Genomic DNA, 14,563 nt, shown 5'->3' with positions numbered 1-14,563 from the left:
AGTTTCCTTCAGGATTGGTGGGTCCGGCAGTTCACCACGACGACAGGTCGACCTCGTCCTCGGCCGCACCGGTGGCGTACCCGCCGGGACCGGAAGCCTCCGCCGGCCCGGGCAGGTGCGGTCCTGGCCTGTTGCCGCCACATCCACCCACCAACGATCGACATCCTCGTCCGGAGTGGCGGCTCCCGTGGCGGTGGTGGGGTTGTGGCGATCAAGGCGCTGGCCGTCGGTGTTCTGGCTGGCACTGGTCGGGCCCCGTCGGGGATGCGGGTTGGTGGAATCGCAGCGGCATGACGGTCGCGTCCCGACCCGACCCGGCGGGCGGGTCCCAGGCCGGGCGGACCAGCAAATCGGCAAGGGCCGACACCAGTTGCGGGTCGGCGGTGGCAGGGCGGGCAGGGCTGAATCCGAGCGCCTTCGAGGCGGCGGCGCAGACTCGGGGACCGGTTACCGCGCGGCAACCATGAGGCCGGTACGCCCACAAGGTCGGTCCGGGTCCGGGCGTCAACCCGGGGCGGGCCGCGGGAGGCCACACCACCAGCAGCGGAGTGGCCATCTCGCACACCACCCCCCTTGTTGCGCAGAAATCCGGCCACCGCTGCGGCAGCCCGGTTCAAGGTCTTCTTGTCTGCGGCAGAAAAGCGGGCCCGGCCGCGGCGAGTCACCCCGGCCAGGGTCCACACGAATCCGCGGCGCCAACTCTTCGAATCCAGCAACAGCAACGTGGTGCCGCACACCACCGCGTGGTCGATGTTGGCGCGGGCCCCGGCAATAGGGACCTTCAAGTCGTGCAGCACAGTGACCCCGCCGGGACGGTTCGCCAGCGGGGCGAGAACTCGGGCGGTCTGTTCCTCACCGTAGCGTCCGGCATCAGCGGCGCCCTGCGAGGCGGCCCAGGCGGCGTCGACGAGGCCGCCGCCAGGAACGCCCAGGATGGTGCCGGGCAGCGCTGGCGGGAGTGAACGAGGAATGGATGCCATGGCCGGTCAGTTTCCGGCGAAAAGGGCGACGGCAATGAACACAGCCCCGACCAGGATCACGGCACCCCACATCAGGGCCATGCCGAGATCGGTGCGCAGAAAGTCGTTGGCCTGCTGGGTTTCGGCGCCGAACCGTTTCGCAAACTGGGCCAGGTAGCCGTCGCTCGCCTTCGGCGCTCGGTGCTCGCTCATCGTGGCAGTCCTCCCCGCGGTCATGTCCAGACCCCACCGGACGGGCGTACGCCCGGGTGGTGATCTGGACGGTCTGCCTTCTTCTATGCGGAAAGGTGCCCAGTCGGCGTACCACCACACGCCGCGGGGCGCCAGAGTCCTGCTGGTTGCTGGTTTGCTGGGCACAGGAGCGAAACCCGCCAAGCCTCAACTGGGGCAGACCTCAGCCAACTCCGAACGGAAATCCGAAGGAAGCGCCGGGTCTTTCAACACCAGGCAGAAGCTGCCGCCGTGAAACCCCCCACCAACGTAGGTCCAGGTCCCGTTCACGCGATGCAGATAGGCGATGCCGTCGCTGCTGACGCGACCTGTAGCCTGCGCGCTGCTGCTCAGCTCGACTCTCGCCCAGCTCGGATCCGTCTTCGAGCATCGAGTGGACCTGTGGACGACCTGAGGGTTGCCGATGCCGCCCTTCACCACATCGAACGGCGCCGAGCAAGGTGATGGGCTCGGCGGCGGAGTCCGAATTGGGGTGGGCGTCGGCGTCGGCCGCTGTACGGGGTCAACCGACAGGGCCACCTTGTCGTTCCCGGTCCCACCAGCGATCGCGCCGAGGATTGCGGCGCCCAGCAGTGATGGGAGTGACGCCAGCGCTGCCAGCGCCGCGCCGCCGAAGCCTCCGATCCGATCGCCCGCACATCGCACGATGGTCGCCACGATCGGGCCCGGGTCGCCGGCGTTGGCAGTGGTGACCACGTCGGAGGCGCACTCGGCGACGTTCTTCCATTCGAGCGCCGCGATGTTCACCTTCGCCAGGACCAGAAACGCCTCGACCGCCGCCAAGGCAACATACGCAATGGTGTACGTGGGGTTGGCGGCCGCCACAGCGCCGAAAGAGGTACTGCCGGGGGATCCGATCACCGAGGTGGAACTGCCGGGGAACTGCAGTGTCTGCTGGGTGTAGTTGTGGTTGCTGCCCAGTCCGAACAGTGCGGTGCCCGCAATCGCGACCCCGTCGATGGCTGGTCGAGGTTGTTCACCGGCGGCACCGAGCTTGGGAAACACGTCCCAGGTGAACGGGGAGTTGCTGTACACGCTCAGCCGAAGCCGGTTGCCGTCGACGGCCTCGACGCAGGCGTACAGGGTGTTGGCGGAAGAGTGGGCCGACACGACGACACCGTTCAAGGTTGCGGTCTTTGTATGGCACGAGGGCGGGGCGTAGCGAAGACGCAGAAACTTCTGGACCTGCTCGACGAACTGCTGCATTGCGTCGTCGACCCAGGCGAACATGCCGCGGCTGAAGTGCCCCATCTCGACGCTCGCGAAGTCCCCATCGCGCTGGACGGGGAGCGTCGACCACTTTCCGGTGGACGAATCGCGCGTCACGAACACCAGATGTTCGCCAGAGGTGCGTTGCAGTTTCTGCCTGATCCGTACCGGTTGTCGAGGTTGGGAACCGTCGCCCAGGGAAATGTCGAAGGCTGGGGCGGCTGCCGTGAGCGCTGGTTCTGGCGGCTCGGCCTCGGGCAACGGCGACACGGTCACGTTGACACCCGCCGGAGCAGCCCCGGCAGGCGCGGCGACGGTGGGCCCGCCGGCAAAGGTGGAGGTTGGTGTGGGCTGCGGGCCCCGTGGCCGGGGGACTCTGCGGAGTGCAGGCTGCCAACACGAGCACCAACACGGCGCCCGCAACAGCCCGGCAGCAGCTCATCATGGCGCCTGCTTCTGACCCTTGGATTCCGGACCCTGGCGACGCTGGACGGGTCCGGCAGACAGCATTGTTCCACGGGCGCGGCTGGCGTGCTTCCGATCCGCGAAAAGAGGTCGCTCCGCGAGACCCGGCGGAGTTGGAGCGTTCCTCCTCCGTCCGTTCCCCGGACCAATAGTCCCCAGTCAGGGAGCGAGGTGCCTGCGTATCGCCGTCCAGAAATCGTGGCTGCGCCTATCGCACAACCGATCAAGCGCACACTACGATGTGGCGCATGATCGATGGCGAAAGGCGTGCGGTGGGTACGCTCCCTCCACAGGAGTCGGCGGCTCGCGCCCGCCCCGAGCATCCTCGCAGCGTGCTTGTTCTGGTGTTCGGAATCCTGGGCATCATCGCGCTGCCGATTCTGGCCCCCTTCGCGTGGCGACTCGGGCGTTCCGCGATCAATGAGGCTCGGCGCACCCAAGCCTACAATTCTGGCGGGATGTTGCGTGCCGGCTATGTCCTGGGCGTCATCGGGACTCTCCTGCTCGCCCTCGTTGTACTTGTCGGGTTGGCGTTGCTGCTCGTCGTGTTGGCGCAGGCCGGGGTTCTGCCACACACAGATCCCACTGCAGCCCTGTTCTTGGTAGGGATTTGCTCCGCGACACTGCTGGTGTCGCTTGGAATAGTTGCAGACTGAGGGCGCTGATCTCCTCATAGCCCGAGCAGCCGGGGCGGTGGCCCGATCGGTCCCGCCACCCCTTGCGGGGCGCCCAGTGGATGGTCTTTCAACACCCGGCCACGTTTCGGCGGCGGGACGGGGATGCGGGCCTGGCCGGCGTGGGCCAGCAGCAGCGGCCAGATGGGGATGCCGCCGTCCGGGTCACGGAACCACCGCGGGACCCCGGCCAGCCGGTCGGTGTTGTCCGGCACTGCCAACAACCGCTGCGGATGCCACGGGGTGAACTCGATCTGGTTGGCGCCCAGCAGCTCGACCCGCTGCCACAACTGATCGGGCGGGCCGGACGGCGCGATCACCGACATCGACAGGAAGCTGGGGTGCAGCAGGCGGTCGCCGGGAAACCATTCCCGCCATGAGGCCACCATCATCCGGTCCGCGACCCGGTCGCCGACCTGGCCAGGCGGCTGGTGGTCCGGGGTCCACACCAGCGTCCACGCCCCGGACGGGCGACGTGACCAGGTGGCATCAGGGAGGGCGCCCCAGCTGGTGGAGAAGATGATCGAAGAGCGCGTACGCGAAGGCCGCCGCGGCTCCATCATTGGCGGCTAGGCGGGTCGCGTGGGTCCGGCGTGGGGCTCCTGTCGCTGATACAATCTGAATCAGGGACAGGAGGGAGGAGCTATGCCGCAGAACCGAGGCAACGGCACCACGAAGGCGCCCACCAGGAGGCGCACCGCGACAAAGAAAGCCGCCCGGAAGAGCGCTCGCGCCAATGCGACCAAGAAGACGGTCGCGCAGGTGGCCAAGAAGGCTGCGGGTGTGACCCCACGCGCCGCGACCGGCCCGTCACAGAGGACCTCGCGAGATCAGGCCGGGCCGTTCGCCCGGCTCGGCAGGCAGGACGGCATCGCTCAGGTGCGTCAGGCCGCCACGATGCTTCGCGCCACCGACCGACTGCGCCGGATCCTGGAACGGAAGATGGCGCACCGCCTCGACGAGCATGGGCACTCACAGCGGGAAATCGCTGATGCACTTGGCACCAACCAACCGGCAGTCCACCGGATGTTGAAAATCCCCACCAAGTCCAGCATTGAGACGCCCGAAGAGATCATTCTGCGCGCAACGGTGACGGGCAGCGACCGCGACGAGCTCGTCCGCAACCTGGCCAAATACCCGTACACGTTCGGTGCGGTGGCGCCCTATCCGTTTGAGGGCACAACTCCCGGCACGTGGGACCAGATCGAGACCGCGGCACTCATGGGATATCTGAGCACCAGCGAGTTCGAACGCATCTGCGCCGCTGTCGAACCGCCGTCCACGGCCGGATGAACCTCGCGCTCCGTGACCAGGTCCACTCCGAACTCACCAGGTTGCACTCCACCGGCGGTGCCCTGAACGCGGTCCCGGAGGCTGTTAAATCGTTTCTGGACCACCGCCCACTTCTCGTGGCGTTGGCAGCGCAGTACCGCAGCACCACCCAGGCCGGGGAACTGGACCGCCGCGCAGCCATCATCACCGCCGGCCCGCCCGGCGCGGGCAAGTCCACCGCGCTCGCCGAGGTCCAGGGATACCGGCGGATCGATGCAGACGAGATCAAGACCCTGGTGTTGCGCAGACTGAGCGACGAGGACCTCCTGGGCATGCTGGCCAGTTTCACGCTGCCCGATGGGCGGCCGGTGAAGCCGGGCGAGGTGGCGGGATGGGTTCACTCATTCTCTGCCCGTGCAGCCGATCGGGTGCGGGACGAGTGCTTGAAGGCGGGGGAGAACTTCGTGATGGAAGGCACGCTGTCGTGGCCGCCTCTACCCGAGCGGTACGCCAACGAGCTGGCCGAACACGACTACATCGCGCTTCGCGTGATCGATGTTGAAGTGCCCGAGCACGTGGCCATCGAACAGGCCCGACAGCGATGGTGGAAGGGGCGATCCGACCCGGCAAATACTGCGGGCGGGCGCTTCATGCCGGATGTGGCGATCTCCAGGCTCTACACCGCCACCGGGGCGTCGGCGTGCGCCCCCAACGCACGACAACTGCAGCTGCTCGCCATCGAAACCGCCGGAATACCTGCCACGGTGGAGATGATCAGCCGTGGTGCCGGCGCCGAGCATCGGGCCGTGCTCGATGCTGACGGGGAAGTGCACCCCTGGCATGTGGATGGCTGCACCACGCCACCCCTGGGTGCAGCGTGCACCGGTTGCGGACAGCTTCTCACCGAAAAGAACATGATCGCAGCGGGTACGCACCCCGACTGCGAGGCGGCCTAGGGTCGGGATCGAGTCTTCGCTGCTGGCCAGGGCGCAGGCTGGGACGATGCTGGCAGGTACAGCGGATGCCGCGGGTGGCCGGCCTTGGTGAGCGCCAGGGCCACCACTCGTTCACCCAGCTGCGGCAGCACCTGTTCGACCCGCCACGCTGGCGCCTGGGCGCCCCACGCGGCCACCACCACCTCCGCTACTGACGCGGCCTCGATCAGATGGCGGTCGTTGTCGGGGCCGACCGGATCATCGGCGGTGAACAGATCGCGGGGATCGGTGGCGCGGAAAGCGAACAGGTTGACGACCACCAGGCCGCCGTGACCCCAGGCCTTTGCGAAACCGCAACAGCGCCGGATCGTCGGATCATCCACGGCGGCGTCGGCCGTGGATGGGTTCAACATCACGAACAGTGCTGGCGGGCGCTGCTCGCCCCAGGTTCGTTCCAGCCGGTAGCGGTAGCGGAGATCGGCGGACAGTACCGCGGTGCGCAGCATGGTGTTCACCCTGGCCCGTCCGGTCCAGGCTCGAGCGCGAGTTCGGAGGTGGAGTAGACCTCGAACAGGGTGCGGCCGTCATCGAGTTGCAGGTACGGCAGAAAGACCTGCTCGACGGTGACCATGGTGGAGTCGACCAGGGTGAGCTGGGCCGGCAGCCAGTCTTTGACAACCCGCCAGGAGACCCGGGCGGCCTGCTCACGGCTGGCCCGGTTCGCCTTCGTGCCGGACCTGAGTTCGCCGCTGGAATCCTTGCTCTGCAGCAAACGATGCATCGCCTCCACATCAACCGGCAGCATGAACGCGCGAGTGCCGGCGGGGAGCCGCAGCGTGAAGGAGACCCCGACCGGCTGGCTGTCGCGGTATTCGATGCCAACCCGATCGGCGCCGTGGTCGGCGAGCAGTGCCTGCACCTCGCCGACTGTCTTGTGCACCTCGACCGTGGTCGTGTAGTTCACCGGGGCTGCCATGTGATCATTTTCCCGAACGGGGATAGGTGCGCCAGCTACCGGCGGCCAGGCTGCCGGAGTCGCCGTACACGTCGTCCTCGGCATCCTCGAACTCGTCCTCGTCGTTGGTGTCGTCGTCGAAGCTGATCGAAAGGGTGGCGTACGCGGCCAGCGGGGCGATCTCCTGGACCCGGTACCGGCACACCCGGACCTTCTGGTCGTGGGCATCGGACGGCACCGACACCACGTCGCGGGGGTTGACGGTGACGGTGAGCAGGCGGCTGCCGAACCGGTTGGCGTAGGCGAAGGTGCCGCGACGTGCAGGCCCCTGGAACAGCCCACCTGACGGTTGTCGTCCACGTAGGCCCGGTCAATCTCCAACACCGAACCGATCTGGTTGGGCAGGTGCCCGAACATCTGCACCCCGTCCACCGTGCCCGGCCCGGAGTGGACCGACGTCCCATCCACCTGCACCCCCTTGTAGGCAACGAACATGCCGGCGGGGGTGATGGTCAGGCCGTGTGCGTCGATGAAGTGGTACAGGTGCCTCCGGGACTTCTCGCCGGGGTTCTGTGCCAGATTCTCCAGGAAGGCCACCAGATGACTCCAGTGCGGATCGCTGGCCTGGAACATGTTCACGATGTGACGGGTGATGACCTTGTCGATGGGGGTGCCGTCGAAAAGGATCGTGTCACCATTGCGCAGACTGACCCGCTCGGAGAGTCGGCGCAGTTCACGGGTGGCGGTGGCGCCCGCCTGGAACAGGTCGAGGAGCTGTTCGTCGCCGATCTGCGCATCGGCGGTGGCGGTGACGATGGCGCCGAAGTTGGGGTGACTGGGTCCGGCAACCAGGGTGTCGCCGTTGTCGAGCACCACGGTGATCGACTCGGCATTTTCGGTGCGGGTGCGCCGTGCGTAGAGCATCAGTCTTCTCTTCCTGTGCGGCGATCGGCCAGCGGGTGGCGGCCCGATCCGGTTCTGGAATGGTGGGGTGCGGATGTCTGGGCGGCGTTCCCCGCCATGTGTGCGGTGTGCCGTGCCGTTCAGGCGGCGATCTCGACCTCGGCTGCGGCCGACCGGTGGGCGTGGATAGCGTTCAGGTACTCGACCAGCACCTCGCTGTGCAACTTGTGTGCGGCAGGGCGCAGCAGTTGGTTGCGGCTGTGGAGCAGACCCAGCGGGCTCTTGTCGGCCGCCTGCAAGGCCATCGTGCGCCACGGCATGGAAGAGACCTGCGCGCACCACGACGCCAGTTCGTGGCGGGCGCGGTGCGCTTTGGCATCCGGCTGGTGTGCGCGAACGTAGGTCTGGGCCTGCTGCCACAGCGGGGCATCAACCCTGTCGGGCGGGAGCGAATCCAGCAGACGTCCATGGTAGGCGTACTGCAACAATGTGAGTTCGCAGACCGACACATCATCGAGCAGATGCTGGGCATTGCTCCGCAACTGGACACCGATGGCCTGCTCACAGGTCCGAGCCTGAGGGAGACGCTTCTGCGCGGCCTCGACCGTGCGTCGCGCCTCGATGCGCACGATCAACGGATCGACAATCCCTGCCTCGACAGCCAGTTGGACCACCAGTTTGTCCGGCAGGGTGTCGTTGAGGATCACATCAGCACCCCGCGCGTGGAGTTCAGCCACCGAGAACTCACGGGACTGCCCATGGACCGGGTAGGTGACCGGACCGGCTGTCTGCCTCGCCGTGCTGGGGCGCTTGGAGTGCGCCCGGAACTGCTCCCACGTCATCGTCGCCATGTCGCCCCAGCCGAGGTCGCGTCCCCCAGACAGGATCACCGTGGTGCACTGCAGGTCGGGATGCTGGAAGTGCTGTAGGCGCCGCTTGGCGGACTGGCTCGGCCGCCCCTCGTCGAGATGATCGCGTTCGTCGACAAGATGCGTGATCGTTTCGGGGCCGAGCTCGTCTGCCGTGTGATGCGGCAAGCCGTGTTTGATGGCGCGGCAGCGCAAGGCTTCCAGGCGGTCGCCGGGCACCTGGGGCTGGGTGCAGTTTGGGTGCAGTTGTAGAGGTCCGGAAAGGTGCGACGGTTGAGTGAAACCCTTAGTCACAGGGATTTCGTACATGACCAAAGACGAGAATGGACCGGTTGCGCTTCCCTGACACGGAAGAGGTCATCAGTTCAAATCTGGTACCGCCCACCATTCTCGTGCTCTTGTCGGAGCTCAGTTCTCGGCTTGGATGGAGCGGCTCGAGGTGGCCGAGCCAAGCTTTCGGCTCCCTGGAAACTAGAAGCTCCGGCCGTTGATCTGCCCTCAGAGAGGACTTCAGCACCGCTCGGGCAGGATGGGCCCATGACCTCTCTCAGCGATTTCAGCGCGGACACCCTTTCCGGCGAGCAGCAGGACCTGTCGGCGTACGCCGGGAAGGTCGTCCTGGTGGTGAACACCGCCAGCAAGTGCGGCTTCACCCCGCAATACGAAGGCCTCGAGAAGCTGTGGCAGGCGCACAAGGACGAGGGGCTGGTGATCCTCGGCTTCCCGTGCAACCAGTTCGCCAGTCAGGAGCCCGGCAGCGCCGACGACATCTCCGAGTTCTGCCAGCGCAACTACGGGGTCAGCTTCCCGATGTTCGCCAAGGTGGACGTCAACGGCAAGGACGCCCACCCGCTGTGGAAGTGGCTGAAGGACAGCAAGGGTGGGCTGCTGCTCGAGGCGATCAAGTGGAACTTCACCAAGTTCCTGATCGGGCGTGATGGCAAGGTGATCGACCGCTTCCCGCCGACCGCCGAGCCGGAGGACCTCGAGAAGCACGTGGCCAAGGCGCTCGCCGCGTCCTGACCCCGGTCACACCCCGACGCCCTGGCGCGCCATCACGTCCCACGTTCCCCTGCGGCACCCTAGGAGTGCGGGATCACCCGGTGGCAGACTGGGGGTCATGGCTGAGCATGCGGAGGACCTGCGGGTCTGGGTTGATGGAACGCTGTACGCCGACCCGAGCGAGGCGCGGGTGTCGGCTGTGGACCACGGCATCGTCGTCGGTGACGGCGTGTTCGAGGCGTTCAAGGCGATCGACGGGAAGGCGTTCACCCCCACCCTGCACCTGGCCCGGCTGCAGCGCTCGGCCAAGTCGATGGGGCTGCCCGAACCCGATCTGGCCCAGGTGCGCGAGGGGATGGACGCCGTGCTGGAGGGGTTCGAGCACCCGCTGGGGCTGTTCCGGATCACCTACACCGGTGGCCGCGGACCGCTCGGCTCCGGTGCGGCGTACGGGCCGACGACGCTGGTCGTGGCCCTGCGCGTCGCGCACCAGTTGCCGCCGACCACCGCCATCGTCACCACGCCGTGGACGCGCAACCTGGACGGGGCACTGGCGGGAGTGAAGTCGACCTCCTATGGCGAGAACGTGCGCGCCCTGGCGTACGCCGCAGAGCGCGAGGCGACCGAGGGCATCTTCGTCAACAGCGCCGGGAATCTGTGTGAGGGCACGGGAAGCAACATCTTCTGCGTGTTCGGGAACGAGGTGGTCACCCCGCCGCTGAGCGCCGCACCGCTGGCGGGCATCACCCGCGTGCTCGCCCTGCAGTGGGGGAGCGAGGCCGGTCTCACCATGGTGGAACGCGACTTCACCCTGGCCGAGGCGCAGCGGGCCGACGAGGTGTTCCTGACCTCGTCCTCGCGCGACGTGCAGGGGGTGGCGCGTTGGGACGAGGCGACCTGGGAGGCGCCCGGACCGGTGACGCAGCGCCTGCAGGAGGTCTTTGCCGAGCGGATGGCCGCCGAGATCGACCCCCACTGATTCCATCGGGTCGTTGTGCCCGGGCGACTACGCTCGGGCCATGGCCAACCTGCTGCAGCGCCGGCTCGGCGCGGTCCTCCGCGCCCGCGTCGCCGGACCCGAGGCGGCCGCCCGGGCCCAGGATATCTGGGGGACACCCGGACCGCGGTGGTTCGGCCCCAACGACCCGATCTGGCGGGTGCACGACGACGCATCCATGTATCCCGGCGGCATCGCCGCCCTGCTGCTGCAATCCCTGCACCCGTTGGCCATGGCGGGGGTCGCCGGCCACAGCGGCTACCGCTCGGATCCGTGGGGCCGGCTGCAGCGCACCAGCGACTACATCGCCGCCACGACCTTCGGCACCATCGAAACCGCCGAGCAGTCGATCGACACCGTACGCCGGGTGCACGCCCGGGTGCGCGGTCGCGACGAACGGGGCCGGGCATACCGGGCCGACGATCCGCACCTGCTGCGCTGGGTCGCGGTGGCCGAGGCGTACGCCTTCCTGCGGGCCCACGAACGCTATGGCCGAGGTTCGTTGAGCGAGAGCGAGAAGGACACCTACGTGTGCCAGGCCGGCACGTTGGCTGTGCGGTTGGGGGCTGACGAGCTGCCGGACAGCTGGGCGGGTCTGCTCGATGTGCTGCATGAGTACCGTCCGGAACTCGAGGTGACCGACGCCGCCTGTGACGCGGCCGCGTTCCTGCTGCACGAGCCGCCCCTGCCGGCCGTTGCCCGTCCCGGATATGCCCTGCTCGCCAACGGCGGGGTCGCGTTGCTGCCGGACTGGGCGCGCCGCGAGCTCGGTCTGGCAGACCGGGTGGGACTGGCCACGCTGTCCGGTCGGATCGGCACCGGCACCGTGCGCTGGGGTCTGGCCGGGCTCACCGACGAGCCGGACCGGGCCGCGCGCCGTCAGAATGCGACAAAGGCGTGAACCGTCGGCTATAGTCATTCCTCGCACGGGCGGTTGGCGCAGTTGGTAGCGCGTTTCGTTCACACCGAAGAGGTCGCTGGTTCGAGTCCAGTACCGCCCACTCACGTAGGCCGGCCTTGACGTTCTGTCAGGGCCGGTTTTTCGCGTCCAGGGCCAGTTGCAGTGAGATGATGATCCCGTGCGCATCGCAATGCTCTCCATGGGTGGAGTCTTCTTGCTGGGCGGATGTGCGCTGGTGGTGCCGGTTGGCCAGGGGCCGGGGCCGGTGACCCAGCAGCCTGCTCCGACGACATCCGTCTCGCAGAGCCAGCCGACGAGTCCAGTGCCCACGCCGAGCCCGACTTCGACCCCTCCAGCTGCTGAACCCACGCCGGTGGCCGCGCCGCAGACACCGGTGGACGTGACGAGAGCGCCCAATGACAGCGGCGGCGATCGCCCCACCGGTCCCCGCACACAGTCGTTGCGCTACGGACAGACCGCACGGCTGCGCTACTTCGATGTGACCGCCCTGCGCCAGGAGCACGGCAAGGATGGCGTCTCGATCGGCTGGAAGGTGCGGGTCTGCTATCGCGCCGCGCATCCTGGGGCCGGTAGCGACGGAAAGACCCGGGTCAGCAACAACCCGTGGTCGGTGACCTTCCGCGACGGCGAAGGTGGTGGACAGCCTCGCGGCGCGTCCATCTCGAGCCTGCCCTTTGATCGCGGCTGGGTGCCGGAATACACCGAGACCCGGCTGGCGCTCGGCCAGTGCCACGAGGGCTGGATGGGCGTACGCCACGGAAACCCCGACCTGATGTGGCTCGCCCTGACCTACGCGCCCGCCGACTTCGGTGACCGCATCACCTGGTCCTGACCCGACCGTCACGAGGCGTTCACGTCGAGTTGGCCGTCGCGCCGGTCAGCGCGTCGACGCTGAAGGCATGCGACTCCCGGGGCAGGCGGTCCGGTTCGTCCTGGTCGGGACGGGCGGCACCGGGGCGTACGCCGTGCTCTTCCAGGGCGCCAGCCGATGGCTTCCAACCCCGCTGGCACTCTGCCTGTCCTGGCTGGTCTCCACGCTGGCCACCAACGCCGTGCACCGCCGGTTAACCTTCGGCGTACGCCGCCGCGAAGGCCGGGGCGCCGACGCCATCGTGTTCTTTGGCACCAGCCTGCTCGGGCTCGGCCTGACCCAGCTGCTGGTGGCCGGAGCCGCGGCGACACCTGGCCTGCAGGTGCTGCTGATCGGCGCCGGCACCGGGGCGGCCGGGACGCTGCGGTTCGTGCTGATGCGACTCTGGCTGACCCGTACGGCACCCTCACAGGCAACGCACAGCAAGGACACACTGCATCCACTGCCGGGGGCAACAGAGTCTGGGGCATGAGCAGCCAGCCGATCGCCACCAGCCTCCGCAGCACCCTCGCCGACCAGGCCGACCTGACGGCGGCCCTGCGGTTCGTGGCGGTCGGTACCGCCGGCACCGCGCTCTATGTCGGCCTGTTCGCCGTCGCCCAGCTGGTGCTCAGCACCACGCTCGCCACCGTCGCCGCGTTCAGCGTCTCGACCGTGCTGACCAACCTGGCGCACCGGCGGGTGACCTACGGCGTACGCCGGGCCGGCGGCGCCGCCGTCGACTCGCTGGTCGCCTTCGGCACCACCCTGATCGGACTGGGGTTGAGCACCGTGCTCACCAACGCCGTGGACGGACTCGGTGTCGCCTACCAGGTGCCGATGCTGATCGCGGGAACCGCCGCCGGTGGCGCCATCCGGTTCGTGCTGATGAAGCTGTGGCTGACCAGGGCCGGGGCCTCGGCCTAGGCCGGCCACTTCGCCAGACCCTCACCGGACATGTCGGTGCCGCGATAGAGGCGGTACATCTTCCCGGCGGTCAACAGGATCGCCCCCACCTGAGGCATCGGACAGACCCTTCGGGATCACGGCATAGGCGTTGTTCCGTCCCAGCCGGTTGGTGAAGCGTCCGACGAGCTTGGTGCCCGCGGGCATGCCGGCCTGCCCCGGAGTGGGGGCCGCGCCGGTCGCGGTGGGGGTGGGGCAGGCGCGCTCTTGGGAGGTCGCGGAGCGGTGCTGGGCGTCGAGGAGACACCACCGAGGGATCGAACAGCCCGCCATGGCTGCGATGGTCAAGATGAGCGCTGGCCGGGTCGCGGTTGCCACAATGGAGCCGATGCCCACCCACTCCAGCACCCGAGGCCGCGTCCTGCGTGTGCTCGTCACATTTGTGGTGGTCCTGCTGGTTGTGCCACTTCTCCTGCTCGGCGCGAATGCCGTGCTGACGGCGTACGAGAAGCACAACGCCATCAACCGACTCGGCCCCGAACTGCGCACCACCCGCGTCGACGGTGTAGGCATCGCCGCCCACGTCCAGGGCCAGGGGGAGCGCACCATCGTGCTGCTGCCCGGCCTCGGCACGGTGTCGCCGATCAGCGACTTCGCCCCGCTGGCCCGCCAGCTCGCCGGCCACGCCCGGGTGGTCGTCCTCGAACCACCCGGCTATGGACTTTCCGATGCCGCCCGCACCGAACGGACCAGCGCCAACGAGGTGTCCGACGTCCGCCGCGCCCTGGCCCAACTCGACCTCCCCCCGCCCTATGTGCTGATGCCGCACTCGCTGTGGGGGATCCATGCCCTCGACTGGGCGCACACCCATCCCGACGAGGTGGCAGCCATCGTCGGGATCGACCCGACCCCGCCCAACAACGCGTTCCGCGGATCACCCGTCCCGATCAAGGTGCCGATCCGCACCGCGTTCGGTGGCAACCGGCTCGACCGCTGGCGCGAGCCGGCCGAGTTCACCGGTGATCTGCTGGTCGGCGAGCAGGAGGACGACGGCTACACCCCGGCCGACCGCCAGCTCGCCCTCGAGGCGCTGGTGTGGAACAACGGGAATGCGACCGTGCACAACCAGTCCAGGCTGGTCGGACCGAACGTACGCCAGCACGCCGGCCAGCCCTATCCGCGTGACCTGGCCTATCTGGCCATCCTCGCCGAGAACGGCCGCGGCTACTGGGACCGCTGGGTGGCCTGGCACACCGAGCCGATCTCCAACCCCGCGCTGCAGCAGGTGCAGCGCGTGCCCGGCCCGCACTACCTGCACGAGACCCGCAGCGAGGAGATCGTCCGGCACACCGAGGCGTTCCTCGCCGCGCTGGGTCGCTGAGCCCAGAACGCG

The 14,563-nt window shown here is 68.2% G+C and carries 17 protein-coding genes and 2 tRNA genes; 12 read left to right on the top strand and 7 right to left on the bottom strand.

Annotated features, from left to right (window positions below; genetic code table 11):
- Positions 1-8 precede the first annotated feature (8 nt).
- From CGZ93_RS20055 to CGZ93_RS08470, 3 genes are all read right to left on the bottom strand, one after another.
- Positions 9-980 carry a nuclease-related domain-containing protein gene (locus tag CGZ93_RS20055; protein ID WP_094363704.1) on the bottom strand — a complete coding sequence of 324 codons (972 nt, stop codon included), beginning with the start codon at positions 978-980 and terminating at the stop codon, positions 9-11.
- 6 nt (positions 981-986) lie between these two features.
- Positions 987-1,172 carry a hypothetical protein gene (locus CGZ93_RS08475; RefSeq protein ID WP_094363703.1) on the bottom strand — a complete coding sequence of 62 codons (186 nt, stop codon included), beginning with the start codon at positions 1,170-1,172 and terminating at the stop codon, positions 987-989.
- A 186-nt stretch (positions 1,173-1,358) separates the two neighbouring features.
- Positions 1,359-2,696, bottom strand: coding sequence for a hypothetical protein (locus CGZ93_RS08470; RefSeq protein WP_141211144.1), 1,338 nt, complete (start codon positions 2,694-2,696; stop codon positions 1,359-1,361).
- A 437-nt stretch (positions 2,697-3,133) separates the two neighbouring features.
- Between CGZ93_RS08470 and CGZ93_RS08465 the strand changes: the two genes are divergently transcribed.
- Positions 3,134-3,541 carry a hypothetical protein gene (locus tag CGZ93_RS08465; protein ID WP_094363701.1) on the top strand — a complete coding sequence of 136 codons (408 nt, stop codon included), beginning with the start codon at positions 3,134-3,136 and terminating at the stop codon, positions 3,539-3,541.
- Between the two features lie 14 nt (positions 3,542-3,555).
- Here CGZ93_RS08465 and CGZ93_RS08460 read toward each other — a convergent pair whose 3' ends face one another.
- The gene (locus tag CGZ93_RS08460; protein WP_141211143.1) at positions 3,556-4,119 is read right to left on the bottom strand and encodes a hypothetical protein; all 564 of its coding nucleotides are present in this window, start codon (positions 4,117-4,119) and stop codon (positions 3,556-3,558) included.
- A gap of 85 nt (positions 4,120-4,204) precedes the next feature.
- On the opposite strand from CGZ93_RS08460, the gene CGZ93_RS08455 reads away from it, so the two are divergent.
- Together CGZ93_RS08455 and CGZ93_RS08450 are read left to right on the top strand one after the other, a co-directional pair.
- Complete coding sequence (locus CGZ93_RS08455; RefSeq protein ID WP_094363699.1) at positions 4,205-4,852, top strand: hypothetical protein; 648 nt, start codon at positions 4,205-4,207, stop codon at positions 4,850-4,852.
- The gene (locus CGZ93_RS08450) at positions 4,849-5,787 is read left to right on the top strand and encodes a zeta toxin family protein (RefSeq protein ID WP_094363698.1); all 939 of its coding nucleotides are present in this window, start codon (positions 4,849-4,851) and stop codon (positions 5,785-5,787) included. The genes CGZ93_RS08455 and CGZ93_RS08450 overlap by 4 nt, the downstream gene beginning before the upstream one ends.
- Here CGZ93_RS08450 and CGZ93_RS08445 read toward each other — a convergent pair.
- The 3 genes from CGZ93_RS08445 to CGZ93_RS08430 form a co-directional block, all read right to left on the bottom strand.
- A complete protein-coding gene (locus CGZ93_RS08445) occupies positions 5,784-6,272 on the bottom strand; it encodes a DUF1643 domain-containing protein (protein WP_094363697.1) in 489 nt (162 codons plus the stop codon). The two genes, CGZ93_RS08450 and CGZ93_RS08445, sit on opposite strands and share 4 nt — an antisense overlap.
- A gap of 5 nt (positions 6,273-6,277) precedes the next feature.
- Positions 6,278-7,597: a hypothetical protein gene (locus tag CGZ93_RS18370; protein ID WP_141211142.1), complete on the bottom strand. Its 1,320-nt coding sequence runs from the start codon at positions 7,595-7,597 to the stop codon at positions 6,278-6,280.
- A gap of 167 nt (positions 7,598-7,764) precedes the next feature.
- Positions 7,765-8,712, bottom strand: coding sequence for a hypothetical protein (locus tag CGZ93_RS08430; protein WP_094363694.1), 948 nt, complete (start codon positions 8,710-8,712; stop codon positions 7,765-7,767).
- Positions 8,713-8,722: 10 nt separating this feature from the next.
- On the opposite strand from CGZ93_RS08430, the gene CGZ93_RS18870 reads away from it, so the two are divergent.
- The 9 genes from CGZ93_RS18870 (at position 8,723) to CGZ93_RS08390 (ending at position 14,551) form a co-directional block, all read left to right on the top strand.
- A tRNA-Val gene (locus tag CGZ93_RS18870) sits at positions 8,723-8,880 on the top strand.
- A gap of 150 nt (positions 8,881-9,030) precedes the next feature.
- Positions 9,031-9,516 (top strand): glutathione peroxidase, encoded by a 486-nt coding sequence (locus CGZ93_RS08425; RefSeq protein ID WP_094363693.1) that lies wholly within the window; start codon positions 9,031-9,033, stop codon positions 9,514-9,516.
- 97 nt (positions 9,517-9,613) lie between these two features.
- The gene (locus CGZ93_RS08420; protein ID WP_229117305.1) at positions 9,614-10,474 is read left to right on the top strand and encodes an aminotransferase class IV; all 861 of its coding nucleotides are present in this window, start codon (positions 9,614-9,616) and stop codon (positions 10,472-10,474) included.
- Between the two features lie 40 nt (positions 10,475-10,514).
- Positions 10,515-11,393 (top strand): oxygenase MpaB family protein, encoded by an 879-nt coding sequence (locus tag CGZ93_RS08415; RefSeq protein WP_094363692.1) that lies wholly within the window; start codon positions 10,515-10,517, stop codon positions 11,391-11,393.
- Positions 11,394-11,420: 27 nt separating this feature from the next.
- Positions 11,421-11,493: transfer RNA gene (locus tag CGZ93_RS08410), tRNA-Val, on the top strand.
- Positions 11,494-11,853: 360 nt separating this feature from the next.
- A complete protein-coding gene (locus tag CGZ93_RS08405; RefSeq protein WP_094363691.1) occupies positions 11,854-12,246 on the top strand; it encodes a hypothetical protein in 393 nt (130 codons plus the stop codon).
- 67 nt (positions 12,247-12,313) lie between these two features.
- On the top strand, positions 12,314-12,757 hold the full coding sequence (locus CGZ93_RS08400) for a GtrA family protein (RefSeq protein ID WP_094363690.1): 444 nt from the start codon (positions 12,314-12,316) through the stop codon (positions 12,755-12,757).
- Positions 12,754-13,191 carry a GtrA family protein gene (locus CGZ93_RS08395; protein WP_094363689.1) on the top strand — a complete coding sequence of 146 codons (438 nt, stop codon included), beginning with the start codon at positions 12,754-12,756 and terminating at the stop codon, positions 13,189-13,191. Before CGZ93_RS08400 ends, CGZ93_RS08395 begins: the two co-directional genes overlap by 4 nt.
- 367 nt (positions 13,192-13,558) lie before the next feature.
- The gene (locus tag CGZ93_RS08390) at positions 13,559-14,551 is read left to right on the top strand and encodes an alpha/beta fold hydrolase (RefSeq protein ID WP_176451693.1); all 993 of its coding nucleotides are present in this window, start codon (positions 13,559-13,561) and stop codon (positions 14,549-14,551) included.
- Positions 14,552-14,563 lie beyond the last annotated feature (12 nt).

The sequence above is a fragment of the Enemella dayhoffiae genome, from assembly GCF_002250625.1.
Taxonomy (GTDB): Bacteria; Actinomycetota; Actinomycetes; order Propionibacteriales; family Propionibacteriaceae; genus Enemella; species Enemella dayhoffiae.
This window is presented reverse-complemented; position numbering and strand designations above follow the sequence as displayed.